Consider the following 25,977-nt stretch of genomic DNA (forward strand, 5'->3'; position numbering starts at 1 on the left):
TTCGGGGCGGTTCTGCGCCGCCCCGAGTGCGAGAATCCGCCCCCAACTCGAGGGAAGAGGGCCCGGGGGATGAGGGAGAGGTCGGGGAACGAGGGTGATCAGCGGGGCGGACGGATGCCGAAGGCGCGCAGCCGTGCGCCGAGCAGGTCCGCGGTGTCGATGTGCGGCCACCCCCACCGCGCCATCGGCTGCTGCCGGACGCCGCGGATCCAGTCCTCGCGGCGCTTCTCGTCGTCGACGACGCTCTCGACGGACCGTCCGCTGCGCAGGTCGGCGTCGGCGTACTTGATCCGGCCGTCGAACTCGCCGAGCCAGCCGGCGCGCCCCTCCCCGACCGCGAAGTCCACGAGGTACGACTCGCCGTGCGGACCCGGCACCGGCAGCTGCAAGGAGATGCCGCGGAAACCGAGTTCCGTCAGGCGGATGCGGCTGATGCTCTCGCCGGGGAGCTGTGCGCGCCCGTCGGCGAACGCCAGCACCCTCGATGCCCGCGCGACACCGTGCGCAGAGCGCTCCGCCACGGACATCACCTCGCGCCGGAATTCCGCGGCGCGGACCTCGTCGTACCGATCGGGGCGCTCCCCCGCGACCCGCCGCAGAGCCGCGTCCGCGACCACGACCGCCTGCTCGAAGGATGCGGTGCGGGCGACATCGGCGACCGTGCGGACCATCGAGGTGACGCGGAGGCCGTCCACGATGACGATGTCCTCGTCCCGCAGCTGTGCCCTGTGCCGGATGGTCCCCCGCGCCGCGCCCGGCCGGCACGGCTCGAGGCTGACGTGGACCTTGGTCGCATGCGGCCGGAACAGCGGGAACCCGTGCACGGCCGCCGCCGTTTCGTGCGACAGCACCGGCTCGGCGGATGCCCCCATGATCAGGGCGCGCGCCCGTGCGACGACGCGCCCTTCGGGCCGGGCGCGCCGCCACTCCTCGTCGCGGGCGTACACGCCGGGCCGGACGCGCACCAGGTCGCCGTCCACGGCGGACGAGCGGTATGCGGCCGCCCGGCGACGGACGGCGCCCAGATCGGTTCCGCGAAGAAGTGCCGGCACGTACAGCATCCGACCAGCATCCGGCATCCGTCGCCGTCGCCTGCGCGGAATCCCAGCGATGTGCACAACCCGGGCAGACCCCGCCGATGTGGAGGAGGACCTCACCTCCCGTTCGGGGCGGATTCTCACGTTCGGGGCGGTGCTGCGCCGCCCCGAACGTGAGAATCCGCCCCAAACCCGACAAACGAAGAGAGGGGGCGAGGGCGGGGGGTCAGCGCTCGAAGCCCTCGGCGATCATCTCGACGAGCTCCTCGCGCTCCTCGACGGGGAGGAACGCGGCGGCGGCCGCGTTGAACTGGAACGCCTCCAGGTCGTCGAGGTCGTAGCCGAAGGCGTCGACGAGCAGGGCCAGCTCGCGGGTGAGGGAGGTGCCGCTCACGGTGCGGTTGTCGACGTTCACCGTGACCGCGAAGCCGAGCTGGTAGAGCAGGTCGAACGGGTGGTCGGCGAGCTCGGCGCCCCACTGTGCGATGGCTCCGGTCTGCAAGTTCGAGGACGGCGACAGCTCCAGCGGGATCTCCCGGTCGCGCACCCAGCGCGCCACATCGCCGAACTGCACCTGCACCTCGTCGCCCTCACGGTCGACCACCTGCAGGTCCTCGGCGATGCGCACCCCGTGGCCGAGCCTCAGCGCGCGGCCGTCGATGAGCGCGGAGCGGATGGATGCCAGGCCCGCGGCCTCGCCGGCGTGCACGGTGACCGGCAGGAACTCGCCGGCGAGGTAGTCGAACACGTCCCGCAGTCGGGATGCCGGGTAGCCGTCCTCCGGCCCGGCGACGTCGAAGCCGACCACCCCGCGCTCCCGGAAGGACACCGCGAGCTCGGCGATCTCGCGGGCCCGGTCGGCGTGCCGCATCGCGGAGAGGATCTGCCCGACCCGGATGCTGCGGCCCGCCGCATCCGCCTCGTCCTCCCCCTCCTCGATGCCGCGCTGCACGGCCTCCACGGCCTGCGCCGGGGTGAGACCGCCGCCGACGTGCAGCTCGGGCGCCCAGCGCACCTCGCCGTAGATGACGCCGTCGGCGGCGAGGTCGGTGACGAACTCGCGGGCGACGCGGGTGAGCGCCTCCTCGGTCTGCATCACCGCGGTGGTCAGGTCGAAGGTCTTCAGGTACTCGACGAGGGACCCGGCGGCGCTGCGCTCGGCGAACCAGCGGCGCAGCGCCTTCGGGTCGGATGCCGGCGCCGCCACGCCCTGCGCGTCGGCGAGCTCCAGGATCGTCTCCGGGCGCACCGCCCCGTCGAGGTGGTCGTGCAGCGACACCTTCGGCAGGCGGCGCAGCGACATGCCCTGCACGCGGACGTCGGCGTTGCGGTCCATGGTCATCCTGTCCTCTTCTCAGCTGTCGGCGGTGATGCGCTCGCGCACGATCGGTCCCCGCTCGGGCGCCTCGGCGCCGATCGCGTAGGCGCCGTCCAGTGCCTCGAGCGCGCGGGCGAACCGGGCCTCGTCGTCGGCGGAGAGCGTGAACAGCGGCTGGCCCGCGGCGACGGCGTCGCCGGGTCTGACGTGCAGGTCGATGCCGGCCGCGTGCACCACGGGGTCTTCGGCGCGGGCGCGTCCGGCGCCCAGACGCCAGGCGGCGATGCCGAACGGCAGGGCGTCCATGCGGCCGACGACGCCGTCCGCCTCCGCGGTGACGACGTGGGTCTCACGGGCGACGGGCAGGGGCGCGTCCGGGTCGCCGTCCTGCGCGCGGATCATCGCCTTCCAGCGGTCCATGGCGCGGCCGTCGTCCAGGGCGGCCTCGACGTCGGCATCCGGCTGCCCGGCGAGGGCGAGCATCTCCCGGGCGAGCGCGAGGGTGAGCTCCCGCACGTCGGCGGGGCCTCCCCCGGCGAGGATCTCCACCGACTCGCGCACCTCGTTGGCGTTGCCGATGGCGCGGCCGAGCGGCACGTTCATGTCGGTGAGCAGGGCGGTGGTGGACACGCCCGAGTCGGTGCCGAGGGCGACCATGGTGCGCGCGAGCTCGCGCGCCCGGTCGATGTCCTGCATGAACGCCCCCGAGCCGAACTTCACGTCCAGCACCAGGGCGTCGGTGCCCTCCGCGATCTTCTTCGACATGATGCTGGAGGCGATCAGCGGGATCGACTCCACCGTGCCGGTGACGTCGCGGAGTGCGTACAGCTTCTTGTCGGCGGGCGCCAGCCCGGAACCGGCGGCGCAGATCACCGCGCCGACCTCGCCCTTCATCTGGGCGAACATCTCCTCGTTCGACAGCGCCGCGCGCCAGCCGGGGATGGACTCCAGCTTGTCGAGCGTGCCGCCGGTGTGGCCGAGACCCCGCCCCGACAGCTGCGGCACCGCCACCCCGAACACCGCCACGAGCGGCGCCAGCGGCAGGGTGATCTTGTCGCCCACCCCGCCGGTGGAGTGCTTGTCGACGGTGGGCTTGCCGAGGCCGGCGAAGTCCATCCGCTCCCCGGAGGCGATCATGGCGTCGGTGAGCACGCGGATCTCCTCGCGCTCCATCCCGCGCTGGTAGACCGCCATCGCGAAGGAGGCCATCTGCGCGTCGGACACGTAGCCGCGGGTGTAGGCGTCCACCATCCAGCGCAGCGCCGGCTCGGGGACGACGCCGCCGTCGCGCTTGGCGCGGATGACATCGACCGCGTCGAAGGGCTCGACCGTCATCGTGCCTCCTCCAGATCGCGGGGCCCGAAGGCGTCGGGCAGGACTTCGTCGATGGTGCGGATGCCGGAGACGGTCTCCAGCAGCATCCCGGGCATGGCGTGCTCGAACAGCAGCTGCCGGCACCGTCCGCACGGCATGATCGTCTCCCCGTCCCCGTTCACGCAGACGAAGGCGACCAGGCGGCCGCCGCCGGACATGTGCAGGTCGCCGACCAGGGCGCACTCCGCGCACAGCGTCACCCCGTAGGAGGCGTTCTCCACGTTGCATCCGGCGACGATGCGCCCGTCGCCGACGAGCGCCGCGGCCCCCACCTTGTAGCGGGAGTACGGCGCGTACGCCTTCCGCATGGCCTCGGTCGCGACCTGGCGCAGCTCGTCCCAGTCGATGTCGGTCACCGTCTCTCCTCCACTCCGACGCCCGCGGCGCGCATCCCCGCGCACGTGACGCCTATGCCTTGATGTACGGCTCGCCGTCGGCCGCCGGCGGGCGGGAGCGCCCGACGAGTCCGGCCACCGCGAAGATCGTCACGACGTACGGCAGCATGAGCATGAACTGGCTCGGCACCGGCGAACCGATCACCGACAGCACACCCTGCAGATTCGTCGCGAAGCCGAACAGCAGCGCCGCCAGGGTCGCCCGGATCGGATCCCACTTCCCGAAGATGACCGCCGCGAGGGCGATGAAGCCGGCGCCCGCGGTCATCTCCTGGTTGAACCGCGGCACGGCCACGAGCGTGTAGAACGCGCCGCCGAGCCCGGCCACCGCGCCGGCGAGCAGGATCGCCCGGTAGCGCGTCGCCAACACCTTGATGCCGACCGTGTCGGCCGCCTGCGGATGCTCGCCGACGGCGCGGAGCCGGAGGCCCCAGCGGGTCCGGTACAGGCCGTACCAGACCAGCGCCACCACGAAGAACATCAGGTACACGATGAACGACTGGCGGAACAGGATCGGCCCGATCACCGGGATCTCGCTGAGCACGGGGATCGCCACCGCGTCGAAGGTGGGCGGGCTGTTCAACGCCTCGGTGTTCGGCGCGAGCACCTGCCGGAACAGGAAGGTGGTCAGGCCGATCACGAGCACGTTGAGCACCACGCCGACGATGACCTGGTCGACGTAGTAGGTGATCGTGAACAGCCCGAGCACGAGCGCGACCAGCACACCCGCCGCCATCGCGGCGACCAGCCCGGCCCACGGCGTGCCCGCCAGCGATCCGGCGATCGCCGCTGCGAAGGCGCCGGCCAGCAATTGTGCCTCGATGGCGATGTTGACCACACCCGCCCGCTCGCCGATCACGCCGCCCAGCGCCCCGAAGATGAGCGGCGTCGCCAGGGCGAGCGCGCCGCCCAGCAGACCGATCATCGGCAGGGTGCTACCCGCGGCCGCCCAGGCCAGGAACCCGATCAGCAGCACGGCGACGTAGCCGATCACGAGCCAGAGCGGGATGCGGCGGCGCGCGGCCGCGAGCGAGAACGCGAGCACGGTGGCGGCGGCGAGCAGGCCCACCGCGATCCAGGCGGTCGCCGTGGCCGGCACGACGACGTCGGGCACGGTGAAGAACGCGGCACCGGAGGTGAGGCGGAAGGTGGTCGCGCCCTCCCGCGGTGCCAGGCCCGGCAGCAGCGCGAGCAGGACGGTGAAGATCCCGAAGATGATCGGGGCCTTCCAGGACGCGACCGCGATGGTGCGGTGCTCCTCGGTCTGCGGGGCGACGTTCGCGGCGGTGGTCATGCCGGCACCTCCTGCTTCGTGGACGATGCCGCCGCGCGGGTCTTCCGGCGCGACGGCCGGCCCGGCTGCGGAAGGCCGAACATCGCACGCACCAGCGGCGGCGCCGCGATGAACAGCACGATGAGGGATTGCACCACGAGCACGATCTCGATCGGGATGCCCTGCGAGGACTGCATCGTGAAGCCGCCGGTCTTGAACGCGCCGAAGAGCAGCCCCGCGGCGAGGATGCCCAGCGGCGAGGAGCGGCCGAGCAGCGCCACCGTGATGGCGTCGAACCCGATGCCGGCGTCGATGCCGCCGCCGAAGCCGTTCGTCTCGGTGCCGAGGATCTGGCTGATCCCGGCGATGCCGACCAGCGCTCCGGCGATCAGCATCACGATGAAGTACATCCGGCCCACGTCGATGCCCGCGACCCTGGCCGCCGCCGGGTTCTCGCCGACGGCGCGGAAACGGAACCCGAGCGCGGAGCGCTCGAGCAGCCACCACGTGAAGGCGACCGCGGCGAGCGCGATCAGCAGGCCGAAGTGCAGCTTGTAGCGCTCCCCCAGCAGCAGCGGGAGCACCGCGGAGTCCGGCATCGGCGCGGTCTTCGGGTTGCTCGAGCCCGGCGCCTGCAAGACGCCCTGGGTGGCCAGCATCCAGGCCAGCAGGTAGACGGCGATGTGGTTGAGCATGATCGTCGTGATCACCTCGTGCGCGCCGGTCCTCGCCTTCAGCAGCCCCGCGATGCCCGCCCAGATCGCCGCGGCGGCCATGCCCGCGACGACGGCGGCGATCAGGTGCAGCGGGAAGGGCAGGTCGATCATCGTGGCGACGTAGCCGCCCGCGGCGGCGGCCATGAGCATCTGACCCTGGCCGCCGATGTTGAACAGCCCGGCCCGGAACGCCAGGCCGACGCCGAGGCCGGCGGCGATCAGCGGCGTGGCGAACTTGAGCGTCTCGGTGAGCGGGCGCAGGCCGGTGAGGACGTCGTCGGCGTTGAAGTTGTAGACGGCGCCGCGGAACAGGGCCGCGTACGCGCCGGAGACGGCGGACCAGATCGCGGCGAACGTGTCGCCTGGCCGGGCGAAGAAGTAGCCGGCGGCTGTCTGCACGTCCTCGTTCGTGGCCGCGATCATGATCGAGCCGACGATGACGGCGAGCAGGACCGCCAGCACCGAGATGATGCCGCTGCCGGTGACGATCCTCTGGAAGGCGACGCGCCAGCGGGACGGCGCCACCGGGGTCTCCGGCTCGGCCAGCGGTGCCCGGGTGTCAGCGCTGCTCATTCGCCCTCTCCCTTCATGCCGGCCATCATCAGGCCCAGCTGGTCCCGCGGGGTGTCGCCGGGCACGATGCCGACGACGCGGCCGCGGTACATCACGAGGATGCGGTCCGCGAGCGCGCTGACCTCGTCGAGCTCCGTGGAGATCACGATCACCGGGATCCCGGCATCCCGCGTCTCGACGATGCGCTTGTGGATGAACTCGATCGAGCCGACGTCGACGCCGCGGGTGGGCTGGGCCGCCACGAACAGCGACAGGTCGCGGCTGAGCTCGCGCGCCAGCACGACCTTCTGCTGGTTGCCGCCGGAGAGACGCCCGGCGGACTGCGCCGGACCCTGCGTGCGGATGTCGAACTCGCGGATCTTCTCGCGCGCGAACTCGTCGAGAGCACCTCGGCGGATCGTGCCGGCCGAGACGAACTCGCCGCCGTGGGAGCGGTCGAGCATCAGGTTCTCGGCGATCGAGAACTCCTTCACCAGGCCGTCGACGCTGCGGTCCTCGGGCACGAACCCGACGCCGGCGTCGAGGATCTCACGGACGCTGCGCCCGACCAGCTCGTGGCCGTTCAGGCGGATGCTGCCGCGCACCCGCGGCTGCAAGCCGACGATCGCCTCGGTCAGCTCGGTCTGCCCGTTGCCCTGCACGCCCGCGATGGCCAGGACCTCCCCGCCGCGCACCTCGAAGGAGACGTCGTCGACGAGCACGGTGCCCGCCTGGTCGGTGACGGTGAGGCCCTCCACGACGAGGGACTCGTCGCGCAGCCGCGGGGGCTCCTTGTGCACGGTCAGCTCCACCGCGCGGCCGACCATCAGCGAGGCCAGCTCCGCGTTGGACGCCGTCGGCGAGGCCTCGCCGACGACCTTGCCCAGGCGCACGACGGTGATCCGGTCGGCGACCTCGCGGACCTCGCGCAGCTTGTGGGTGATGAACACGATCGAGGCGCCCTGTTCCTTGAGCTGCCGCATCGTCGCCATCAGCTCGTCGGTCTCCTGCGGGGTGAGCACGGCGGTCGGCTCGTCGAAGACCAGCACCTCCGCGTCGCGCGAGAGCGCCTTGATGATCTCCACCCGCTGCTGCACCCCCACCGGGAGGTCCTCGACGACGGCATCCGGGTCCACGTCGAAGCCGAAGCGCTCCGAGATCTCGCGCACCCGGGTCCGCGCCGCGGCGATGTCGAGGCGGCCGCCGAAGGTGGTCTGCTCGTGACCGAGCATGACGTTCTCGGCGACGGTGAAGACGGGGATGAGCATGAAGTGCTGGTGCACCATGCCGATGCCGGCGGCCATCGCGTCCCCGGGGCCGGTGAAGTGCTGCACGACGCCGTCGAGGAGGATCTCCCCCTCGTCGGCCTGATAGAGCCCGTAGAGGACGTTCATCAGCGTCGACTTCCCCGCGCCGTTCTCCCCGAGCAGGCAGTGGATCTCGCCCGGCTCGACGGTGAGATCGATGTGGTCGTTGGCCGTCAGCGCGCCGAACCTCTTCGTTATGCCGCGCAGTTCAAGCTTCATGTGGTCGATCCTATTCAGACGGATGCCGGCGCCTTTCGGGCGCCCCGGCGGAAACGAACCGAGGAGGCCGACATGAGCCGGCCTCCTCGGTGTCACGGGGTCGTCACTCGGCGAGGTACGAGGTGACGGTGACCTCGCCGTCGATGATCGCCTGCTTGAGCGCCTCGACCTCCTCCATCAGGGCCGGGTCGACCTTGTCCTCGAAGTTGTGCAGCGGCGCGATGCCGACGCCCTCGTTCTCCAGGGTGCCGATGTAGGCCTCCGGGTCGAACTCGTCCTTGCCGCTGGAGAGGACCGCCTGGTAGGTGGACAGGTCCATCGCCTTCAGCACCGACGTCAGCACGATGTCCTCCGTGCTGGGGTCGGTGACGAACAGGTCGGCGTCCGCGCCGATCAGGGCGATGTCCTTGCCGGACTCCTTGATCGCCTGCTGAGCGGACTGGTAGATCGGCCCGCCGACGGGGAGGATCACGTCGACGCCCTGGTCGAGGATGTTGACCGCGACCTGCTTGGCGTCCTGGTTGGCCTCGAAGCCGCCGGTGAACGAGCCGGTCGTGCCGTCCCAGCCGACGACCTGGACGTTCGCGCCCTTCTCCTTGTTGTAGTGGTCGACGCCCTGCTTGAAGCCGTCCATGAAGATGGTCACGGTCGGGAACTCGCGGCCGCCGAACGTGCCGACCTTGCCGGTCTTGGAGTAGCCCGCGGACAGGTAGCCCGCCAGGAACGCCGCCTGCGCGGTGTCGTAGAGCAGCGGCTTGACGTTCTCGGCGTCCTTCTCACCGTCGAAGTCGTTGTCGGCGGCGTCGTCGACGAGGATGAAGTCGACATCGGGGTTCGCCGAGGCCGCCTCGACCGTGGCCGCCGAGAGCGCGAAGCCCACCGAGACGATGGCGTCGCAGCCCTCGTCCACCAGATTGGTGATGTTCGGACCGTACTCGGTCTCGGCGTTGGACTGGACGTCCTTGAGCTCGACGCCGAGCTCCTCGGCCGCCTTCGACGCGCCCTCGAAGGAGAGCTGGTTGAACGACTTGTCGTCGAAGCCGCCCTCGTCGGACACGATGCACGGCAGGAAGTCGGGTGCGGCCTCGCCGCCGCCGTCGCCGCCGGACTCGGTCGGAGCCTGGCCGCAGCCGGTGAGCGAGAGGATGACGCCGGCGGCGATCGTCGCCCCCAGCAGCTTCTTGGTGGAAGAGATGGGCACTGTTGCCTCCCCTGAGACGGATGCCGCGGATGTCGCGGATCGCTCAAAGTTACCCAGTGTTTCAGCGCGCTCGCATCCTCTCCCGGAGTGTGCTGGCGAAAGGTTACAAACCTGCAATGCTGCCCGCGCGCTCCGGTTGGAGCGCGCCGACTAGAGGACGTCTCCGCGGCCGGTGAGCTTGAGCGATTCGACCACGCCCTTGACCCGCTGCGCGTGCTGCACGGTGGTCACCAGCAGAGCATCCTCGGTGTCGACGACGACGATGTCCTGCACGCCGACGAGGCTGATCACCCGGGAGGTCTGGCTCACGAGGATGCCGCTCGCGGCATCCGTCAGCACCCGCGCCTTGGGCCCGAGCACGGCGAGGTCGTTCTTGCGGCCGTGCGTGATGAGCTTCGTCAGGGACGCGAAGTCGCCGACGTCGTCCCAGTCGAAGTGGCCCGGGATGACGGCGAGCCGGCCCCGCTCGGCGGCAGGTTCGGCGACCGCGTAGTCGATCGCGATCTTCTTCAGCTTGGGCCACACCCGGTCGACGACGGGGCCGCGGCGGTCGCGGTCGTCCCACGCCTCGGCGAGCTCGAGGAGACCGGCGTGCAGCTCCGGCTCGGTCGCGGCGAGCTCGTCGAGCAGCACGCTCGCCTTCGCGATGAACATGCCCGCGTTCCACAGGTAGCTGCGGTCGGCGATGTACTCCTGCGCGGTCTCCAGGTCGGGCTTCTCCACGAAGCGCTCCACGAGCGCCGCCTCGGGGGCGCCCGGGACGACGATCTCGCCGGCCTTCTTGATGTAGCCGAACCCGACCGACGGCTCGGTGGGCGGGATGCCGATGGTGACGATGTAGCCCTCGCGGGCGACCTGGACCGCCTGCTGCACCGCCCATTCGAACACCTGCGTGCCGCGGATGACGTGGTCGGCGCTGAAGGACCCGATGATGACGTCCGGCTCGCGCCGGTGCAGGATCGCCGCGGCGAGCCCGATGGCGGCGGCCGACTCGCGCGGCTCGGACTCCAGGAACACGTTGCGATCCGGGATGCCGGGCAGCTCGGCCTCCACCGCGGCGCGGTGGGCGCGCCCGGTGACGACGGCGATGCGGTCGTGGCCGGCCAGCGGCTCGAGCCGGTCCCAGGTGTCCCGCAGCAGCGAGTGCCCCGATCCGGTCAGATCGTGCAGGAACTTCGGGGCGTCCGCGCGCGAGAGCGGCCACAGCCTGCTCCCGATGCCGCCCGCGGGGATGACGGCGTAGAAGTCCTCGATGATCGGCATGCCCCCAGGCTACCCAACCCGCTCCCCGTGCCCGCGGCGAGGGCGCGGTCCGCCCGACCTCACCTTCCTGCCCTTCCTGCCACATTGTGTCCCGTGGCGAGGGTGCCGGCCCCGCGCGCCCATCCGGCGCGCCACATTGTGTCCCGTGGCGAGGGTTCCAGCCTGCTCGACTGTCGGAACGCGCCACATTGTGTCTCCCAGATGCGCGGCGGGGTGAGAATCCACAGAACGGGGCCCGGGGCGGGTTATCCCCACAGCCCGGGATCTCCGGTCCGTACGGTGGGCAACCGGCGCGATGCTCGGGACATGACGAAGAGAAGGGCACTGCCAGAGGCGCTCGGTCCCGCATTCTCCGTGTCGGATGCCCGAGCGTTGGGCGTTCCTGCTGCGCGGCTGCGCGCGAAGGACCTCCGCCGGCGATTCCGGGGGACGCGCGAAAGGTCGGATGCCGAAGAGGCCATCGAATCCGACGATCGCCCCTTCGCGCGCGACCGAGCGCAGCGCCGACGCGTCGAGCGGATGGCGCGCAGCTTTCAGCCCATCATGTCCCCGCATGCGTTCGTCGCGGGACTCTCCGCGGCGGCGATCTATGAGCTGCCGGTCGAGCACGACGACGAACTGCACGTCTGCGTGTTCGCACCGCACCGCGCGCCGCGGCGGCCAGGAATCAAGGCACGCAAGGTCAACCCCGAGCTGGCGAGCATCCGGAATGTGCGCGGACTTCGCGTCGCCAGTCCAGCCTCGACCTGGGCGATGCTTGCACGGGAGCTGACGGTTCGCCAGCTCGTCGTGCTGGGGGATGCGATCGTAAGGATCCCTCGGGACGAGTTCGGCGAGCCGCATCCGGAGCTGGCTCTCGCCACCGTCGAGCAGCTGAGGGCCGCGGCGGGCGCCGGGCCACGGGCCGGCGTCTCGAGGCTGCGCGCGGCACTGGAGGCGATTCGGGTGGGCAGTGCCTCACCGCTGGAGACGGAGTACCGGCTGGATGCCGTGGCCGGTGGGCTCCCGGAGGCGGCGCTGGATGTCGAGATCCGTGATGGGGACGGCCGCCTGGTCGGAGTGTCCGAGGTCGTGTACCCGGAGTACGGGGTCGTCGTCGAGGTCGAAGGCGACCACCACCGCACGTCGCGCACCCAGTGGGTTCGCGACATCGACAAGTACACCGCATACGCGGCACTGGGGTATGAGGTGGTCAGGGTGACCTCGTCGCACATCCGCGGCGAGCATCCGCGTGCTGTCGCAATGGTCCGGGCAGCGCTGCAACGACACGGTTGGACCGCGTGCCCCTGACCTGCAGCGCGCCGTTCCGCGTCCCCGCGACCGCCCGACGCGACACAATGTGTCACCACAATCAACTCCGGAAGTGCCCGACCCGCCCGCAGCGACACTTCCTCCCCTCTCCTGACGGCTCCGGCGGCCCGAACCGCAACAAGTGACACATTGTGGCCGAAAGTGCGGGATGGATGCAGGACGACCTACACGGCGTGACACATTGCGGCCAGGAGGGGAGGCCGGAGGGAAGCGCTGGGGCTGGCTAAGGGTCGCCTTCGTCGCTCCCAGCGGTCTGACAGGAATAGGATGGCAGGGATCGGGCATGCCCCGGTGCATGCGCCCGATATCGCATCGATCAGGGAGGACGACCGTGTCCACGAGCACTCGCTTGACACCGTCGATTTCGGAAACCACCTCGAAGACGCCGCGCGGAACCCTCTATCGGGGCCGTGAAGGCATGTGGTCATGGGTGCTTCACCGCATCACCGGAGTCGCGATCTTCTTCTTCCTCCTGGTGCATGTGCTCGACACCGCGCTGATCCGCGTCTCCCCCGAGGCGTACAACGCCGTGATCGGCACCTACAAGAACCCGGTCATGGCGCTCGGCGAGGTGGTGCTGGTCGCCGGCATCGTGTTCCACGCGATGAACGGCCTGCGCATCATCCTCGTGGACTTCTGGTCGAAGGGTGCGCGCTACCAGCGCCAGCTGTTCTGGATCGTCCTCGGCGTGTGGGCCGTGCTGATGGCCGGCTTCGTGCCGCGTCACCTGGCGCTCGCCTTCGCCGGCATGGGAGGTGCCCACTGATGACCGCTCAGACCGCCGTCGCCCCCGCCCGCCGTCCCCGGGGCTTCAACCTCGAGAAGTGGGGCTGGGTCTTCATGCGCGCCTCCGGCGTGCTGCTGGTCGTGCTGATCTTCGGCCACCTGTTCGTGAACCTCATGGTCGGCGAGGGCATCCACGCCCTGGACTTCGCCTTCATCGCCGGCAAGTTCGCCACCCCGTTCTGGCAGTGGTGGGACGTGCTGATGCTGTGGCTCGCGCTCATCCACGGCGGCAACGGCATGCGCACGATCGTGAACGACTACGTCACGCACGAGGGCGCCCGCAAGGCGCTGGTGGCGGCGATCGGTCTCGCGGTGGCCCTGCTGATCGTCCTCGGCACGCTCGTGGTGTTCACGTTCGACCCGTGCGCGGGAGTGTTCGGCACGTTCGAGAACCCGGACAGCGCGCTGTTCGAGGTGTGCCAGGCCGCGGCCAACTGAGTGGATTGACAGGAACAGAGAAGAAGTGACTACCCAGACCCAGGAGTCCGTCGTCCGCGACGGCGTGCACTACCACCAGTTCGACGTCGTCATCGTGGGGGCCGGCGGTGCCGGGATGCGCGCCGCCATCGAAGCGGGTCCCGGCGCGAAGACCGCCGTGATCACGAAGCTCTACCCGACCCGGTCGCACACCGGCGCGGCGCAGGGCGGCATGGCCGCGGCGCTCGCGAACGTCGAGGAGGACAGCTGGGAGTGGCACACCTTCGACACCGTCAAGGGCGGTGACTACCTGGTCGACCAGGACGCGGCGGAGATCCTCGCCAAGGAGGCCATCGACGCGGTCATCGACCTGGAGAACATGGGCCTGCCGTTCAACCGCACGCCCGAGGGCAAGATCGACCAGCGCCGCTTCGGCGGTCACACCGCCGAGCACGGCAAGACCCCGGTCCGCCGCGCCTGCTACGCCGCCGACCGCACCGGTCACATGATCCTGCAGACGCTGTTCCAGAACTGCGTCAAGCTCGGCATCAACTTCTTCAACGAGTTCTACGCGCTCGACCTGATCACTGTGAAGGATGCCGACGGCACCACCCGCGTGGCGGGCGTGGTCGCCTACGAGCTGGCCACCGGCGACCTCCATGTGTTCCAGGCCAAGGCGGTCATCTTCGCCACCGGCGGCTTCGGCAAGATCTTCAAGACCACCTCGAACGCGCACACCCTCACCGGCGACGGCGTCGGCATCGTCTGGCGCAAGGGCCTGCCGCTGGAGGACCTCGAGTTCTTCCAGTTCCACCCCACCGGTCTCGCCGGCCTCGGCATCCTGCTCACCGAGGGCGCGCGCGGTGAGGGCGCGATCCTGCGCAACGCCTCCGGCGAGCGGTTCATGGAGCGCTACGCCCCCACCATCAAGGACCTCGCACCGCGCGACATCGTCGCGCGCTGCATGGTGCAGGAGGTCGCGGAGGGCCGCGGCGCCGGCCCGCACAAGGACTACGTGCTGCTGGACTGCACCCACCTGGGCGCCGAGGTGCTCGAGACCAAGCTCCCCGACATCACCGAGTTCGCGCGCACCTATCTGGGCGTCGACCCGGTCGTCGAGCCGGTGCCGGTGATGCCGACCGCCCACTACGCGATGGGCGGCATCCCGACCAACAACGACGCCGAGGTGCTCGCCGACAACGACACCGTGGTGCCCGGCCTGTACGCCGCGGGCGAGTGCGCCTGCGTGTCGGTGCACGGCGCGAACCGCCTGGGCACGAACTCGCTGCTGGACATCAACGTGTTCGGCAAGCGCGCCGGCCGCAACGCCGTCGAGTACGCCCGCACCGCCGACTTCGTGCCGCTGCCGGAGGACCCGGCGAAGGACGTCCGCGAGATGCTCGAGGGGCTGCGGAACAACCCGGGCACCGAGCGCATCGCGGTGCTGCGCAAGAAGCTGCAGGAGGAGATGGACCGCGGCGCCCAGGTGTTCCGCACCGAGGAGTCCCTCACCCACGTCCTCGGCGTCATCCAGGAGCTGCGCGAGCGCTACCGCAACGTGCACGTCGACGACAAGGGCCACCGCTACAACACCGACCTGCTCGAAGCGGTCGAGCTCGGCTTCCTGCTCGACATCGCCGAGGTCGTCGTCTACGCCGCCCGCAACCGCAAGGAGAGCCGCGGCGGCCACATGCGCGACGACTTCCCCCAGCGCGACGACGAGACCTACATGAAGCACACGATGGCCTACCTCGTCGGCGACCCGCACTCGTCGCATCCGGAGGACCACATCAAGCTGGACTGGAAGCCGGTCGTCATCACGAACTACCAGCCGATGGAGAGGAAGTACTGACCATGTCGAACGCCGTCGCAGAGGCACCCGCCGACGCCGCGTCGGACAGCGGAGTGCAGTCGTTCCTGGTGACCTTCATCATCCGCCGGTTCGACCCGGAGGTGGACTCCGAGCCGCGCTGGGTGGACTACGACGTCGAGCTGTACTCGACCGACCGCGTGCTCGACGCGCTGCACAAGATCAAGTGGGAGGTCGACGGCTCGCTCACCTTCCGCCGCTCCTGCGCGCACGGCATCTGCGGCTCCGACGCGATGCGGATCAACGGCCGCAACCGGCTGGCGTGCAAGACGCTGATCAAGGATCTCGACATCTCCAAGCCGATCTACGTCGAGGCGATCAAGGGCCTGCCGCTGGAGAAGGACCTCGTCGTCGACATGGAGCCGTTCTTCGCGGCCTACCGCGACGTCAAGCCGTTCCTCATCGCGAACACCGAGCCCGAGAAGGGCAAGGAGCGCGTGCAGTCGATCGCTGACCGCGCGATCTTCGACGACACCACGAAGTGCATCCTGTGCGCGGCGTGCACCTCCTCCTGCCCGGTGTTCTGGACCGACGGCCAGTACTTCGGTCCGGCCGCGATCGTGAACGCGCACCGCTTCATCTTCGACTCCCGCGACGACGCCGGCGACGTGCGCCTGGACATCCTCAACGACAAGGAGGGCGTGTGGCGCTGCCGCACGACCTTCAACTGCACCGAGGCGTGCCCTCGCGGCATCGAGGTGACCAAGGCGATCGCCGAGGTCAAGCAGGCCGTGCTCAAGGGCGGTCGCTGACCTCCGCTCCCCCGCGTCGAACGGCGCTCTGCTCCTCCGGGGGCAGGGCGCCGTTCCCGTTCCGGCGACGCTGCCCGAGCGGACGGCGGCGCCCAGGCCGGGCGCACGGCGGTGTCTGAGGCTCCCCGTAGGCTGGGAGCATGCCTCATCTGCGTGTCGCCTCCATCAACGTGAACGGGATCCGGGCCGCCGTCCGCAACGGCATGAACGCCTGGCTGGACGCCGCCGACGTCGACGTCCTCACCGTGCAGGAGGTCCGCGGGCAGGACGAGCACCTCGAGGCCGCGTTCCCCGGCTGGTCCGTCGTGCACGACGAGTCCAGTGCGAAGGGACGCGCCGGTGTCGCCATCGTCAGCCGCAGGCCCGCGCTGGCCACCCGCACCGACTTCGGCGACGAGGACTTCGACTCCCGCGGGCGGTGGATCGAGGGGGACTTCCTGCTGGGCGACCGGCCGCTGACGATCGTGAGCGCCTACGTGCACACCGGCGAGGCGGACACTCCCCGCCAGGAGGAGAAGTGGCGCTTCCTCGACGCCATGACCGAACGGATGCGGGAACTGGGCGCCCCCGACGGCGCGCTCGCCCTCGTCACCGGCGACCTCAACGTGGGTCACCGGGAGCTGGACATCAAGAACTGGCGCGGAAACCGCACCAAGGCCGGCTTCCTGCCCCGCGAGCGCGCGTACTTCGACCGGCTGCTCGGTCCCACCGGCGAGGAGGTCGTCTGCGTGGACGGCACGGTGGGCACCGGCATGGGGTGGGTGGACATCGGCCGCCGGCACCACGGCGAGATCGACGGCCCGTACACCTGGTGGTCGATGCGCGGCAAGGCGTTCGACAACGACAGCGGATGGCGGATCGACTACCATCTGGCCACGCCGGCATTGGCCGAGCGTGCGACCGGGTACGCGATCGCCCGCGCGGCGACCTACGCCGAACGCTGGAGCGATCACGCCCCGGTCATCGTCGACTACGCCTACTGATCCCGGCGCCGCGCCCGGCACGGGTCCGTGCCCGACCCGTGCCCGACCCGTGTCCGGCCCCGCCCGGGCCCGCCGCGCCTCCTCAGCGCGCCAGCACCGTCTCGGACAGCACCCGGGAGAGCTTCTCGGGGTTGCGCACGTAGTACAGCCCGGAGACCCCGTCCGGCCCGATGCGCAGCGCGAGCGCGCCGTCCAGCTCGCCGTCCGCGTACAGCAGCAGGGCCGGCGTGCCGTTGATGGTCGTCTCCTCCGCCGACAGCGACAGGGCGTGCTTGGCGACGCCACCCGCCAGCAGGCGGACGATCCGATCGGCGCCGACGATCGGCCGCAACGCGGCGCGCTTGAGGCCGCCGCCGTCGGCGATCAGTTGCGGTGGGCGACGAACACCGCGGTGGCACGGTCGACGGCCGTCATCGCGCCGCGCTCTCCCGCACCGCGGCGGCCGGTTCCCCGGTCCCTGTCGAACGCGCCGCGAGCTTCGCCGCCCGGCTCCGGTCGCGGGCCGGCCACCGGTGCGATCCCGGCTTCCTGGCCTCCTTCGAGATCTGCTTGATCGGGCTGGCGCACGCCTCCTCCTTCACCATGGCGCCCACGCGGCCGCTGGCGAACACCGGCGTCGCGGTGTCGTCCAGGCGGGACAGCTGGAACACGGCATCCGCCCGTCCCAGGCTGATGCACATCGCGCCGATCGCGCGGTCCCACTCGGCCGGCTCGCGGCCTGCGATGCGGCTGAGCACCGTGTCTCCCGCGTGCGAGCCGAGCGGGAGCGCCGCCTGGCAGCTCATCCGCATCGGCAGGCCCGAGGGCGCCGCCGCGTCGCCGGTCGCCACGATCCGCTCGTCGTCCACACTCGTCAGTGTCTCATCCGAGCAGCCGGCCCTCGGCATCCGTGCGCAGCCCGCTGCGCCGCGCGAGCCCGCCCGCGGCGAAACCGACCGTCCACACGGTCGCCGCGCTGGGCAGCTCGCGTCCGTCGTCCAGCACGACGCGGTGCGGATGCACGGCGGCCGCCCGGCGCCCTCGATGATCGCGACGCCGAGCTCGGTGACACGACGCGCCACGCGGCGGCGGGCACGCGGATGCAGGTACGGGCCGAGCTGCGCCCCGCAGACGAGGGTGAGGGCCCGCCCGCGCTCGGCCAGCTCCGCGGCGACCTCGATGCCGAGCGGGCCTGCCCCCACGACGACCACGGGGGCGGTGTCCGGGGTGCCCGCGAGCACCGCGCGCAGCCGCTCGGCCTCCTCCAGCGTGGAGAGCGTCAGGGCGTGGTCCGCGGCGCCCGGGACGTGCGCGGTGTCGGTCGCGCTGCCGACGGCGTAGACGAGGTAGTCGTAGCCCAGCGTCGAGCCGTCCTCGAGGGAGAGCGTCCGTCGGGGGGCGTCGATCGCGGTGACCGTGCCGACGACCAGCCGCACGCGCGGGGCGAGCAGGTCCGAGAAGTCGGCGACCGCGGCGTGCGATCCGGCGACCAGCTGGTGCAGCCGGACCCGCTCCACGAACTGCGGGCGTGCGTTCACCAGCGTGACGCGGACCCGCGGGTCCTGCGTGAGCCGGTTCGCTGCGATCGTGCCGGCGTATCCGCCGCCGAGCACGACGACCTCGATGCTGCTGTTGTTCTGCATGGCGATGACCTCCTGTCGAGAGCATGTGCACATGAGACGCCGCCCGGCGCCGATCTGTGACAGCCAGGGGCAGAATCGGCGACAGCCCGGGGAGGAACGGTGACAGCCCGGGGAGGATCGACAGCCGGAGGCGCCCTCGGCCGGCACGACCGCGGACGGGGCGGCTCCGCGGCCCCCATAGGATTGATGTCGTGACGAGATCCCGCCTCTATTCCGGAATGCAGCCCTCCGCCGACTCCCTCCAGGCCGGCAACTACATCGGGGCGCTCCTGCAGTGGCGGGATCTGCAGAACTCGTACGACGCCTTCTTCTCCGTGGTCGACCTGCATGCGCTCACCGTGCCGCAGGACCCGGCCGAGCTGCGGGAGAAGACCCGGCGCACCGCCGCGCAGTACATCGCCGCGGGCATCGAGCCGTCGCGGTCGACGTTGTACGTGCAGTCGCACGTACGCGCGCACGCCGAGCTGGCCTGGATCCTCAGCACGATCACCGGCTTCGGCGAGGCCGGTCGGATGACGCAGTTCAAGGACAAGTCCAACCGCTACGGCGCGGAGGCGACCTCGGTGGGCCTGTTCACCTACCCGGTGCTGATGGCCGCCGACATCCTGCTCTACCAGGCCGACGTCGTCCCGGTCGGCGACGACCAGAAGCAGCACGTGGAGCTCACCCGCGACCTCGCGGAGCGGTTCAACGCCCGCTTCGGCGAGACGTTCACGGTGCCGATGCCGGTGATCCAGCAGGAGACGGCGCGCATCTACGACCTGCAGAACCCGACGTCGAAGATGTCCAAGTCCGCCGAGAGCGACGCCGGTGTGCTGTGGCTGCTCGACGAGCCGGCGAAGACCGCGAAGAAGATCATGCGCGCGGTCACCGACAACGAGGGCTCGGTGCGCTACGACCGCGAGAACAAGCCGGGGGTGTCGAACCTGCTCACGATCTACGCGGCGCTGACCGGCCGTCAGGTCGGGTCGATCGAGGACGAGTATGCCGGACGCGGCTACGGCGATTTCAAGAAGGGGCTCGCCGAGGTGGTGGTGAACGAGTTCGGCCCGGTGCGCGAGCGCGTTCTCGAGCTGCTCGACGATCCCGCCGAGCTCGACCGCATCCTCGCGATGAACGCGGCGAAGGCGGATGCGGTCGCGGATGCCACGCTCGCGGAGGTCTACGACCGGGTCGGCCTGCTGCGCCGGGTCTGAGGGCCGGCGCCTAGGATGGTGGCGTGACCGATCCCGTCCCGCCCGTCCCGGGGCCGCCGCCGTCCGCGGTGCCGCCGGTTCCGGCGTACCAGGCCCCGCCCGGCGCGTACCGGGTGCCGGTGGGCGGGTACCCGGCTCCTGCGGGCTCGTACACGGTGCCGGACGCCGCGCCGCGCGCCTCCGCGACCATGGGGATCCTCGCTCTCGTCCTCGCCCTGCTGGCCGCGATCGGAGCCCCGCTCCTCGGCGGGGTGATGGGCTTCCAGATCGGGCGGATCCTGCCGGATGTCTTCGCGACGGGTGCGGCGAGCGGGATCACCAGCACCGCTCTGCTCTCCCCCGCCCGCGATCAGGTGCTCTGGGCCGAGATCGCCTTCTGGGCGGGCACCGTGCTCGGCACCGCGGCGTTCGTGCTCGGCATCGTCGCGACGGTGAAGCGGCGGGGCCGCGGTCAGGGTATCGCCGCCATCGTCCTCGCCGCGCTCGGGCCGGTGCTGTTCGGCGTCACCGTGAGCGTGCTGATCGGGTTCGGGGCCGCCGCCGGCGCGGCGGCGACGCTCGGCGCGGCCTGAGCACGCGCCGACGCGGCCCGGCCGGCGTCAGTGGCGGGCCCGGTCGGCGGCGGGAGTGGTGTCAGCGGGAGTGGTGTCAGCGGGAGTGGTGCTTCTGCTGCGCGGCCAGCAGCCCGTCCTCGACGAGCTGCTCCACGGCATCCGCGACGTCTGACAGGAAGATCGGGAGCGTCTTGCGCTCCTCCGCGCCGAACGGCGCCAGCACCCAGTCGGCCGGGTCCTGCCTGCCGGGCGGCCGGCCGATCCCGGCGCGCACGCGCAGGAACTCCGGCGTCGCCAGCGCGCGTGCCACGTCGCGTACGCCGTTGTGCCCGCCGTGTCCGCCGCCGATCTTCATCCGGATGCTGTCGTAGGGGATGTCCAGCTCGTCGTGCACCACGACGACCCGCTCCGCGGGCACCGAATAGAAGCGGGCGAGAGCGGCCACCGGCGTGCCGGAGACGTTCATGAAGCTGTTGGGCTTGGCGAGCACCAGCCGTGCTGCGCCGGGGCGCAGGCGGGTCTCCACGACGCGCGCCCCGGCCTTGTGCTCGCGGAAGCGCTCACCGCGACGCCGGGCGAGCTCGTCGAGCACCATCTGCCCGATGTTGTGCCGCGTCGCCTCGTAACGGGGGCCGGGGTTGCCGAGGCCCACGATCAGCCACGTGTCGTCCATCACGGTTCCCTTCGGTCGGCGGACGAGCGGATGCCCGGCGCCGGGCCGGGAGACGGAGGAGGGGACGCGATGCACTCGCGCCCCCTCCCCCCGCACGGGTGGTCAGCGGATCACTCCGCGGCGGACTCCTCGGCGGCCTCAGCGGCCTCGGCGCCCTCGGCGGCCTCCTCGTTCTCCTCGGCGACGGTGGCAGCCGGCACCGAGATCGCCACGACGAGGGTCTCGGGGTCGGCGACCAGGGTCACGCCCTTGGGGAGCTTCACGTCGGCGGCGGTGATGTGGGTGCCCTCCTCGAGCCCTTCGACATCGACCTCGACGTGCTCCGGGATGTGGGTCGCCTCCGCCTCGACAGCGAGGGTCGCGGCGTCCAGGTTGGCGATGGTGCCCGGGAAGGGCTCGCCCACGACGACGACCGGCAGGTCGACGGCGACCTTCTCGCCCTTCTTGACCACCAGCAGGTCGATGTGCTCGATGATCTGGTGCACCGGGTCCTTCTGCACGTCCTTGACCAGGGCGAGCTCGTTCCGGCCCTCGATGTCGAGGTCGAGCAGCGCGTTCGCGCGGCGGATGATGAGCGAGACCTGGTGGCCGGGCAGGGCGACGTGCACCGGCTCGGTGCCGTGGCCGTAGATGACGGCGGGGATCTTGCCGGCGGCGCGGAGGCGGCGGGCGAAGCCCTTGCCGAACTCGGTGCGCAGTTCGGCGTGGACCTTGGTGTCTTCGGACATGAGGGGTTCTCCTTCGGGACGTGCGGCGGGCCGCACGGTGGTCATGGGGTCTCGGCGCCTCGGACGCGGACACGAGGAGGCGAAGCCGTCACGCTCGAATTGACCAGGAGGCTCACATCGCCGCGTCGATAACGGATGAGCCCACACGGACGCCATCCCTCGCCGAGGAACGTCTCCATGCTACCCGAAGAGCCGATAGGCTGTTCCCATGTTCGACGGCGCCTTCCTCTCCCACGTGGTCCTCTGGCTGATCGGCGCGATCACCGTCTGCGGCACGATCGGCGCCGCCGCGGCCATGTTCAGCATGGGCCGCTCCGGCTACCGCAAGGACTGAGCGACTCAGCGCTGGTCGAACGCGAGCAGCACCTTGCTGGACCGGGACGGGTCGGCCGCGACCTCGAACGCCTCAAGCGCCTGATCCACGCCGAGCTCCTGCGTGACGATCCCGCTCACGTCGAGCGATCCGTCGGCGAGAGCGGCGATGACGTCGGCGAACTCGGCGCCGAAGCGGAACGAGCCGAGCAGGGTCAGTTCGCGCGTGATCGCCGTCGCCATCGGCACCGGCACGTCGCCCGCGCGCTGCAGGCCGAGCAGCACCACGGTCCCGCCGCGGACCGCCGCGGAGACCGCCGAGGCGAGCCCGGGCACGGTCCCGCTGGACTCCACGACGACATCCGCGTGCAGCGCTGCGATCGCCTCCGCGTCACGCGCATCCAGTGTCTCGGCTCCCCGCGATGACGCGATCTCGAGCGGCAGCGGATGCAGGTCGGTCGCGGTGATCCGTGCCGCGCCAGCGCGCCGGGCGACCGCGACGACCAGTTGGCCGATGGGGCCGGCGCCGATCACCGCGACGTGCTTGCCGCGCACGTCCCCGGCCCGCGCCAGGCCGTGCCAGGCCACCGCCGCGGGCTCGGCCAGCGCCGCGGTGCGCAGGTCCAGGCCGTCGGGCAGTGCGTAGAGCATCCGCGCCGGCAACGCGACCCGGCGGGCGAACGCGCCCTGGGTATGCGGCAGGTGCATCGCCGAGCCGAGGTAGGTCGATGCCGGCGCCAGGTTGGGGCGGTCCTCCGGCCACGGCGTGACCCCGTCGCCGCGGGCGGTGAGCGGATGCACGGCGACGGGTGTCCCCGCGTCGGGGCCCGTGCCGTCGGCGGCCGGGCTCACCACGACGCCGGATGCCTCGTGGCCGAGGATCATCGGCTCGCGCAGGATCGAGGCCCCGGCCGCACCGTGCATCCAGTAGTGCAGGTCGGACCCGCAGACGCCGCCGTAGGCGATCTCGACGATCGCCTCGTCCGGGGCGGGGCGCGGCTCGCCGACGTCCTCGATGCGCAGGTCGTTGGCCGCGTACGCGACAACTCCGGGGTTGTCCATTTCTTTCGTCTCCTTCGGGAGGCTCGGCATCCGGCGGGCGCCCGGTCAGCGGGTCGGCGTGCTGAGCACCATACCCGCCACGCGGACGGTCATGCGCGCTCCGGGCCGGACCGGTGCCTGCTCGTACGGGGCGCCGGTCATCACGACGTCGCCGGGACCGAGCGGTGACCACCGCGTCACGTACGCCAGGCACTCGCGGATCGGCACCGGCAGGTCGCGGGAGCCGGTGGCGATGGGCTCGGCGCCGTCGACCGACAGTTCCAGAGGGACGTCGTCGATGCCGGCCTCCGTGTCGATCCAAGGGCCGAGCGGTGTGTATCCCGCGCCGGACTTCGATTCGAAGTTGCGGGGATCCCACTCTCCGCGCTCGGGGCTGGAGAGGTCGTTGACGGCGGTGACGCCCAGCACGTAGTCGTGGGCAGTGCCGGCGGTCAGCCCGTCGGTGTCCCGTCCGATGACGACCGCGATCTCGCCCTCCGCGACCGTGGTGCCCGCGTCCCGCCGAAGACGCACCGGCGCGCCGTCGGCGACGACCGTGCGCGGGCTCTTCAGCCACGCCTGTACGGGCGAGTCGTGACCCGGGCCGTTCTGCGCGATGCCGATGAGCACGCGCGGATCGCACGGCGCGAGCACGGCGCCGGTGATCGCCTCGCCGGCATCCCGCGGCACCCGGCCCGCGGCGAACGCGGTGTACGGGTCCTCGATGGGCTGGAGTCTCTCCCCGTCCAGACGCGCGTGACGGATGCCGGCGGTGGTGCGGACGCGGACGATCCTCATCAGACGACCGCCGTCATTCCCCCGTCGACGAAGATCGTCTGCCCGTTGACGAAGTCGCTCGCGGCGCTGGCGAGGAACACCGCCGCACCGACGAGGTCGCGGGTGTCGCCCCAGCGCCCGGCGGGCGTGCGGCCGCGTACCCAGGCGGAGAACTGCTCGTCCTCGACCAGCGGCTGGGTGAGCGCGGTGGCGAAGTAGCCGGGCGCGATGACGTTGGCCTGGATGCCGTGTGGCGCGAGATCCGCGCACAGCCCCTTCGTGAACATCACGATCGCGCCCTTGGTCGCCGAATAGGCCGAGATCGACGGGCGGGCGAGCTGCGACTGGACCGAGCCGATCTGGATGATCTTCCCCGCGCCGCGCGGGATCATGCCGCGCGCGACACGGCGCGACAGGAGGAACACCGCCGACAGGTTCGTCGCCACGAGCTCCTCCCAGTCCTGATCGGCGAACTCGGCGATCGGCGCGCGGCGCTGGATCCCGGCGTTGTTGATGAGGATGTCGATGCCGCCGTACTCCTCCTCGATCGCCGTGATGCCACGATCGACGGCGGCGGCATCGGTCACATCGAAGGCCGCACCGCGCGCGGGCCGGCCGGTCGCCGCGGTGATGTCCGCGGCGACGCCGGCCGCGGTCGCGGCGTCCCGGCCGTGCACGACGACCGTCGCCCCGGCGGCGGACAGGCCCTCCGCCAGCACCCGCCCGATTCCCCGGGTGGACCCGGTGACGAGGGCGGTGCGGCCGGTGAGGTCGAACAGGGTGAGACCGGCGGGGAGGCTCATGCGCGCACCGACCGGATCGTGACGGTGGTGGCCGAGACGCCCTCGCCGTGCTCGTCGCGGGACACCTTGACGGCGTCGTCCACGCGGGTGAGGTCGCGGCGCAGCGTCTCGGGCACGAGGAACGTGGACGCGGTGGTGATCAGCGCGAGGATCGTCATGTAGATGGCCAGCAGCAGCCAGTTGTGGTCGCTGACGGCGATCAGGTAGGCGCCGAGGACACCGGCCATACCGCCGGCGAGCACGGCGGAGATCTCACGGGCCATGGCCACGCCGAGGTAGCGGTGCCGGTTGCCGAAGAGCTCCGGCAGCATCGCGCACTGCGCGCCGAGCATGGTGTTCACGGCCACGCCGATGCCGATCGCGATCACGGCGATCGCGACGGCGTGGTTGCCCAGCGACATCAGCCACCAGGCCGGGAACGTGTACACGAGCATGAAGACGGCGCCGAAGCGGTAGACGGTGCGCCGTCCGAAGCGGTCGGACAGGTGCCCGGCGATCGGCACGGAGAAGATGCCGATCAGCGACCCGAGGGTCACGCCCCAGGTGAGCAGACCCTTGTCGGCGTTCTCGCCGGCCACGGCGACGAAGAACGCCAGGCCCAGGGTCGAGAACATGTAGGAGCCGCCGTTCTCCGCCATCCGCATGGCTCAGCGGATCCTCGCCGCACGCGGTGAGCTGACGGTGCACGCGCGACGCCCGCAGCCCGAGCTGATCGAGGCCGGAGCGGCGTGGGCGCAGACCCCACGTGAACTCGCCGGCCGCGTCGACGTGCTGCTCAGCATGCTGCCCGACCTTCCGCAGCTCGAGAGTCTGTTGCACGGCGACGACGGCCTGCTCGCCGGCGCCGGAGACCTGCTCATCCTGGTCGGCTCCACGTCCTCGGCGCCGGAGGTAAGGGCCCTTGACCAGCGGCTCCGAGCCCTCACCGACGACAGGGTGCGCCTCGTCGACTGCCCGGTCTCCGGCGGCGAGGACGGCGCGGAATCCGGCGCGCTGTCGATCATGCTCGGCGGAGACGACGAAGACGTCGCGGTGGCGGCCGGGGTGCTCGCCCCCTGCGGCACCGCGGTGCATCTCGGGCCCCTGGGCGCCGGCGAGGTGGCGAAGGCCTGCAACCAGCTCGTGGTGTCCGCCACCATCCTCGCCCTCGGTGAGGCGACCGTACTGGCGGAGCGCTCGGGTCTCGACCTGGACAGGATGTGGGGGCTGCTTTCCGGCGGGTACGCCGGATCCCGCTTGCTCGACAGCAGGCGCGAGAAGCTCGTGGCAGGCGACGACTCCCCCAGCGGCGTCGCCCGCTACATGGTGAAGGATCTGCGTTTCGCGGCGGACATCGCAGCGTCCACCGGCACGTCGGCGGTCATGCGGCCCGCGCTGCGCGCAGCATTCGACGATCTCGTCGCAGCCGGCCTCGGTGATCGCGACATCGCCGTCACCCGACGGTACGTCGCCGAGCGGTCGCAGGCCGGAGACGACACGGAGCGCTCCTGACCCTGA

The 25,977-nt window shown here is 71.2% G+C and carries 27 protein-coding genes; 10 read left to right on the forward strand and 17 right to left on the reverse strand.

Annotation, left to right across the window (positions count from 1 at the left end):
* Positions 1–98: 98 nt before the first annotated feature.
* The 9 genes from JSY13_RS08730 to JSY13_RS08770 form a co-directional block, all read right to left on the reverse strand.
* Positions 99–1,052: a hypothetical protein gene (locus JSY13_RS08730; RefSeq protein WP_259606317.1), complete on the reverse strand. Its 954-nt coding sequence runs from the start codon at positions 1,050–1,052 to the stop codon at positions 99–101.
* Positions 1,053–1,263: 211 nt separating this feature from the next.
* The gene (locus JSY13_RS08735; RefSeq protein ID WP_259606318.1) at positions 1,264–2,379 is read right to left on the reverse strand and encodes an adenosine deaminase; all 1,116 of its coding nucleotides are present in this window, start codon (positions 2,377–2,379) and stop codon (positions 1,264–1,266) included.
* Positions 2,380–2,391: 12 nt separating this feature from the next.
* A complete protein-coding gene (locus JSY13_RS08740; RefSeq protein ID WP_259606319.1) occupies positions 2,392–3,690 on the reverse strand; it encodes a thymidine phosphorylase in 1,299 nt (432 codons plus the stop codon).
* Positions 3,687–4,085, reverse strand: coding sequence for a cytidine deaminase (locus JSY13_RS08745; RefSeq protein ID WP_259606320.1), 399 nt, complete (start codon positions 4,083–4,085; stop codon positions 3,687–3,689). The genes JSY13_RS08740 and JSY13_RS08745 overlap by 4 nt, the downstream gene beginning before the upstream one ends.
* Before the next feature lie 52 nt (positions 4,086–4,137).
* Positions 4,138–5,418 (reverse strand): ABC transporter permease, encoded by a 1,281-nt coding sequence (locus JSY13_RS08750; protein ID WP_259606321.1) that lies wholly within the window; start codon positions 5,416–5,418, stop codon positions 4,138–4,140.
* On the reverse strand, positions 5,415–6,686 hold the full coding sequence (locus JSY13_RS08755) for an ABC transporter permease (RefSeq protein ID WP_259606322.1): 1,272 nt from the start codon (positions 6,684–6,686) through the stop codon (positions 5,415–5,417). Before JSY13_RS08755 ends, JSY13_RS08750 begins: the two co-directional genes overlap by 4 nt.
* Positions 6,683–8,191 (reverse strand): ABC transporter ATP-binding protein, encoded by a 1,509-nt coding sequence (locus JSY13_RS08760; RefSeq protein ID WP_259606323.1) that lies wholly within the window; start codon positions 8,189–8,191, stop codon positions 6,683–6,685. Before JSY13_RS08760 ends, JSY13_RS08755 begins: the two co-directional genes overlap by 4 nt.
* 103 nt (positions 8,192–8,294) lie before the next feature.
* Entirely contained in the window at positions 8,295–9,392 is a 1,098-nt protein-coding gene (locus JSY13_RS08765) for a BMP family lipoprotein (protein WP_259606324.1), read from the reverse strand.
* A 150-nt stretch (positions 9,393–9,542) separates the two neighbouring features.
* The gene (locus tag JSY13_RS08770; protein WP_259606325.1) at positions 9,543–10,655 is read right to left on the reverse strand and encodes a mannose-1-phosphate guanylyltransferase; all 1,113 of its coding nucleotides are present in this window, start codon (positions 10,653–10,655) and stop codon (positions 9,543–9,545) included.
* Positions 10,656–10,961: 306 nt separating this feature from the next.
* On the opposite strand from JSY13_RS08770, the gene JSY13_RS08775 reads away from it, so the two are divergent.
* From JSY13_RS08775 to JSY13_RS08800, 6 genes are all read left to right on the forward strand, one after another.
* The gene (locus JSY13_RS08775; RefSeq protein WP_259606326.1) at positions 10,962–11,945 is read left to right on the forward strand and encodes a hypothetical protein; all 984 of its coding nucleotides are present in this window, start codon (positions 10,962–10,964) and stop codon (positions 11,943–11,945) included.
* Between the two features lie 352 nt (positions 11,946–12,297).
* Positions 12,298–12,732 carry a succinate dehydrogenase, cytochrome b556 subunit gene (gene sdhC, locus JSY13_RS08780; protein WP_259606327.1) on the forward strand — a complete coding sequence of 145 codons (435 nt, stop codon included), beginning with the start codon at positions 12,298–12,300 and terminating at the stop codon, positions 12,730–12,732.
* The gene (locus tag JSY13_RS08785; protein ID WP_259606328.1) at positions 12,732–13,190 is read left to right on the forward strand and encodes a succinate dehydrogenase hydrophobic membrane anchor subunit; all 459 of its coding nucleotides are present in this window, start codon (positions 12,732–12,734) and stop codon (positions 13,188–13,190) included. The genes sdhC and JSY13_RS08785 overlap by 1 nt, the downstream gene beginning before the upstream one ends.
* A gap of 25 nt (positions 13,191–13,215) precedes the next feature.
* Positions 13,216–15,021, forward strand: a complete 1,806-nt coding sequence (sdhA, locus tag JSY13_RS08790; RefSeq protein WP_259606329.1) for a succinate dehydrogenase flavoprotein subunit — start codon at positions 13,216–13,218, stop codon at positions 15,019–15,021.
* A gap of 2 nt (positions 15,022–15,023) precedes the next feature.
* Positions 15,024–15,791: a succinate dehydrogenase iron-sulfur subunit gene (locus JSY13_RS08795; protein WP_259606330.1), complete on the forward strand. Its 768-nt coding sequence runs from the start codon at positions 15,024–15,026 to the stop codon at positions 15,789–15,791.
* Positions 15,792–15,931: 140 nt separating this feature from the next.
* Positions 15,932–16,774, forward strand: a complete 843-nt coding sequence (locus JSY13_RS08800; protein ID WP_259606331.1) for an exodeoxyribonuclease III — start codon at positions 15,932–15,934, stop codon at positions 16,772–16,774.
* An 82-nt stretch (positions 16,775–16,856) separates the two neighbouring features.
* Here JSY13_RS08800 and JSY13_RS08805 read toward each other — a convergent pair whose 3' ends face one another.
* Both JSY13_RS08805 and JSY13_RS08810 read right to left on the reverse strand, forming a co-directional pair.
* Positions 16,857–17,105, reverse strand: coding sequence for a sigma-70 family RNA polymerase sigma factor family protein (locus JSY13_RS08805; protein ID WP_259606332.1), 249 nt, complete (start codon positions 17,103–17,105; stop codon positions 16,857–16,859).
* A gap of 79 nt (positions 17,106–17,184) precedes the next feature.
* Entirely contained in the window at positions 17,185–18,396 is a 1,212-nt protein-coding gene (locus JSY13_RS08810; RefSeq protein ID WP_259606333.1) for an NAD(P)/FAD-dependent oxidoreductase, read from the reverse strand.
* Positions 18,397–18,587: 191 nt separating this feature from the next.
* Between JSY13_RS08810 and trpS the strand changes: the two genes are divergently transcribed.
* Entirely contained in the window at positions 18,588–19,592 is a 1,005-nt protein-coding gene (gene trpS / locus JSY13_RS08815; protein WP_259606334.1) for a tryptophan--tRNA ligase, read from the forward strand.
* 23 nt (positions 19,593–19,615) lie between these two features.
* Positions 19,616–20,164, forward strand: coding sequence for a hypothetical protein (locus JSY13_RS08820; protein ID WP_259606335.1), 549 nt, complete (start codon positions 19,616–19,618; stop codon positions 20,162–20,164).
* A 76-nt stretch (positions 20,165–20,240) separates the two neighbouring features.
* Here JSY13_RS08820 and pth read toward each other — a convergent pair whose 3' ends face one another.
* Entirely contained in the window at positions 20,241–20,819 is a 579-nt protein-coding gene (pth, locus tag JSY13_RS08825; protein WP_259606336.1) for an aminoacyl-tRNA hydrolase, read from the reverse strand.
* Positions 20,820–20,929: 110 nt separating this feature from the next.
* Positions 20,930–21,547 (reverse strand): 50S ribosomal protein L25/general stress protein Ctc, encoded by a 618-nt coding sequence (locus JSY13_RS08830; protein ID WP_259606337.1) that lies wholly within the window; start codon positions 21,545–21,547, stop codon positions 20,930–20,932.
* Between the two features lie 208 nt (positions 21,548–21,755).
* Between JSY13_RS08830 and JSY13_RS08835 the strand changes: the two genes are divergently transcribed.
* On the forward strand, positions 21,756–21,881 hold the full coding sequence (locus tag JSY13_RS08835; RefSeq protein ID WP_259606338.1) for a hypothetical protein: 126 nt from the start codon (positions 21,756–21,758) through the stop codon (positions 21,879–21,881).
* Positions 21,882–21,886: 5 nt separating this feature from the next.
* Here the strand turns inward: JSY13_RS08835 and JSY13_RS08840 are convergent, their stop codons facing one another.
* Genes JSY13_RS08840 through JSY13_RS08855 form a run of 4 tightly spaced genes read right to left on the reverse strand, consistent with a single transcriptional unit; the run spans position 21,887 to position 25,124 of the window.
* Positions 21,887–22,921 (reverse strand): zinc-binding dehydrogenase, encoded by a 1,035-nt coding sequence (locus JSY13_RS08840; protein ID WP_259606339.1) that lies wholly within the window; start codon positions 22,919–22,921, stop codon positions 21,887–21,889.
* A 45-nt stretch (positions 22,922–22,966) separates the two neighbouring features.
* Positions 22,967–23,698: a fumarylacetoacetate hydrolase family protein gene (locus tag JSY13_RS08845; RefSeq protein ID WP_259606340.1), complete on the reverse strand. Its 732-nt coding sequence runs from the start codon at positions 23,696–23,698 to the stop codon at positions 22,967–22,969.
* Positions 23,698–24,480 carry an SDR family NAD(P)-dependent oxidoreductase gene (locus tag JSY13_RS08850; RefSeq protein ID WP_259606341.1) on the reverse strand — a complete coding sequence of 261 codons (783 nt, stop codon included), beginning with the start codon at positions 24,478–24,480 and terminating at the stop codon, positions 23,698–23,700. The genes JSY13_RS08845 and JSY13_RS08850 overlap by 1 nt, the downstream gene beginning before the upstream one ends.
* Positions 24,477–25,124, reverse strand: coding sequence for an MFS transporter (locus tag JSY13_RS08855; protein WP_259606342.1), 648 nt, complete (start codon positions 25,122–25,124; stop codon positions 24,477–24,479). The genes JSY13_RS08850 and JSY13_RS08855 overlap by 4 nt, the downstream gene beginning before the upstream one ends.
* Between JSY13_RS08855 and JSY13_RS08860 the strand changes: the two genes are divergently transcribed.
* Positions 25,123–25,971 (forward strand): NAD(P)-dependent oxidoreductase, encoded by an 849-nt coding sequence (locus tag JSY13_RS08860; RefSeq protein ID WP_259606343.1) that lies wholly within the window; start codon positions 25,123–25,125, stop codon positions 25,969–25,971. The two genes, JSY13_RS08855 and JSY13_RS08860, sit on opposite strands and share 2 nt — an antisense overlap.
* Positions 25,972–25,977 lie beyond the last annotated feature (6 nt).

This window comes from Microbacterium neungamense (genome assembly GCF_024971095.1).
GTDB classification, from domain to species: domain Bacteria; phylum Actinomycetota; class Actinomycetes; order Actinomycetales; family Microbacteriaceae; genus Microbacterium; species Microbacterium neungamense.

Bases quoted from the DNA above. Each gene is read 5' to 3' on its own strand.
- JSY13_RS08735 (WP_259606318.1), bottom strand. From the start codon at position 2,379: ATGACCATGGACCGCAACGCCGACGTCCGCGTGCAGGGCATGTCGCTG.
- JSY13_RS08740 (WP_259606319.1), bottom strand. From the start codon at position 3,690: ATGACGGTCGAGCCCTTCGACGCGGTCGATGTCATCCGCGCCAAGCGC.
- JSY13_RS08750 (WP_259606321.1), bottom strand. From the start codon at position 5,418: ATGACCACCGCCGCGAACGTCGCCCCGCAGACCGAGGAGCACCGCACC.
- JSY13_RS08755 (WP_259606322.1), bottom strand. From the start codon at position 6,686: ATGAGCAGCGCTGACACCCGGGCACCGCTGGCCGAGCCGGAGACCCCG.
- JSY13_RS08760 (WP_259606323.1), bottom strand. From the start codon at position 8,191: ATGAAGCTTGAACTGCGCGGCATAACGAAGAGGTTCGGCGCGCTGACG.
- JSY13_RS08770 (WP_259606325.1), bottom strand. From the start codon at position 10,655: ATGCCGATCATCGAGGACTTCTACGCCGTCATCCCCGCGGGCGGCATC.
- JSY13_RS08775 (WP_259606326.1), top strand. From the start codon at position 10,962: ATGACGAAGAGAAGGGCACTGCCAGAGGCGCTCGGTCCCGCATTCTCC.
- JSY13_RS08785 (WP_259606328.1), top strand. From the start codon at position 12,732: ATGACCGCTCAGACCGCCGTCGCCCCCGCCCGCCGTCCCCGGGGCTTC.
- JSY13_RS08795 (WP_259606330.1), top strand. From the start codon at position 15,024: ATGTCGAACGCCGTCGCAGAGGCACCCGCCGACGCCGCGTCGGACAGC.
- JSY13_RS08800 (WP_259606331.1), top strand. From the start codon at position 15,932: ATGCCTCATCTGCGTGTCGCCTCCATCAACGTGAACGGGATCCGGGCC.
- JSY13_RS08810 (WP_259606333.1), bottom strand. From the start codon at position 18,396: ATGCAGAACAACAGCAGCATCGAGGTCGTCGTGCTCGGCGGCGGATAC.
- pth (WP_259606336.1), bottom strand. From the start codon at position 20,819: ATGGACGACACGTGGCTGATCGTGGGCCTCGGCAACCCCGGCCCCCGT.
- JSY13_RS08830 (WP_259606337.1), bottom strand. From the start codon at position 21,547: ATGTCCGAAGACACCAAGGTCCACGCCGAACTGCGCACCGAGTTCGGC.
- JSY13_RS08835 (WP_259606338.1), top strand. From the start codon at position 21,756: ATGTTCGACGGCGCCTTCCTCTCCCACGTGGTCCTCTGGCTGATCGGC.
- JSY13_RS08840 (WP_259606339.1), bottom strand. From the start codon at position 22,921: ATGGACAACCCCGGAGTTGTCGCGTACGCGGCCAACGACCTGCGCATC.
- JSY13_RS08845 (WP_259606340.1), bottom strand. From the start codon at position 23,698: ATGAGGATCGTCCGCGTCCGCACCACCGCCGGCATCCGTCACGCGCGT.
- JSY13_RS08850 (WP_259606341.1), bottom strand. From the start codon at position 24,480: ATGAGCCTCCCCGCCGGTCTCACCCTGTTCGACCTCACCGGCCGCACC.
- JSY13_RS08860 (WP_259606343.1), top strand. From the start codon at position 25,123: ATGGCTCAGCGGATCCTCGCCGCACGCGGTGAGCTGACGGTGCACGCG.
- JSY13_RS08855 (WP_259606342.1), bottom strand. From the start codon at position 25,124: ATGCGGATGGCGGAGAACGGCGGCTCCTACATGTTCTCGACCCTGGGC.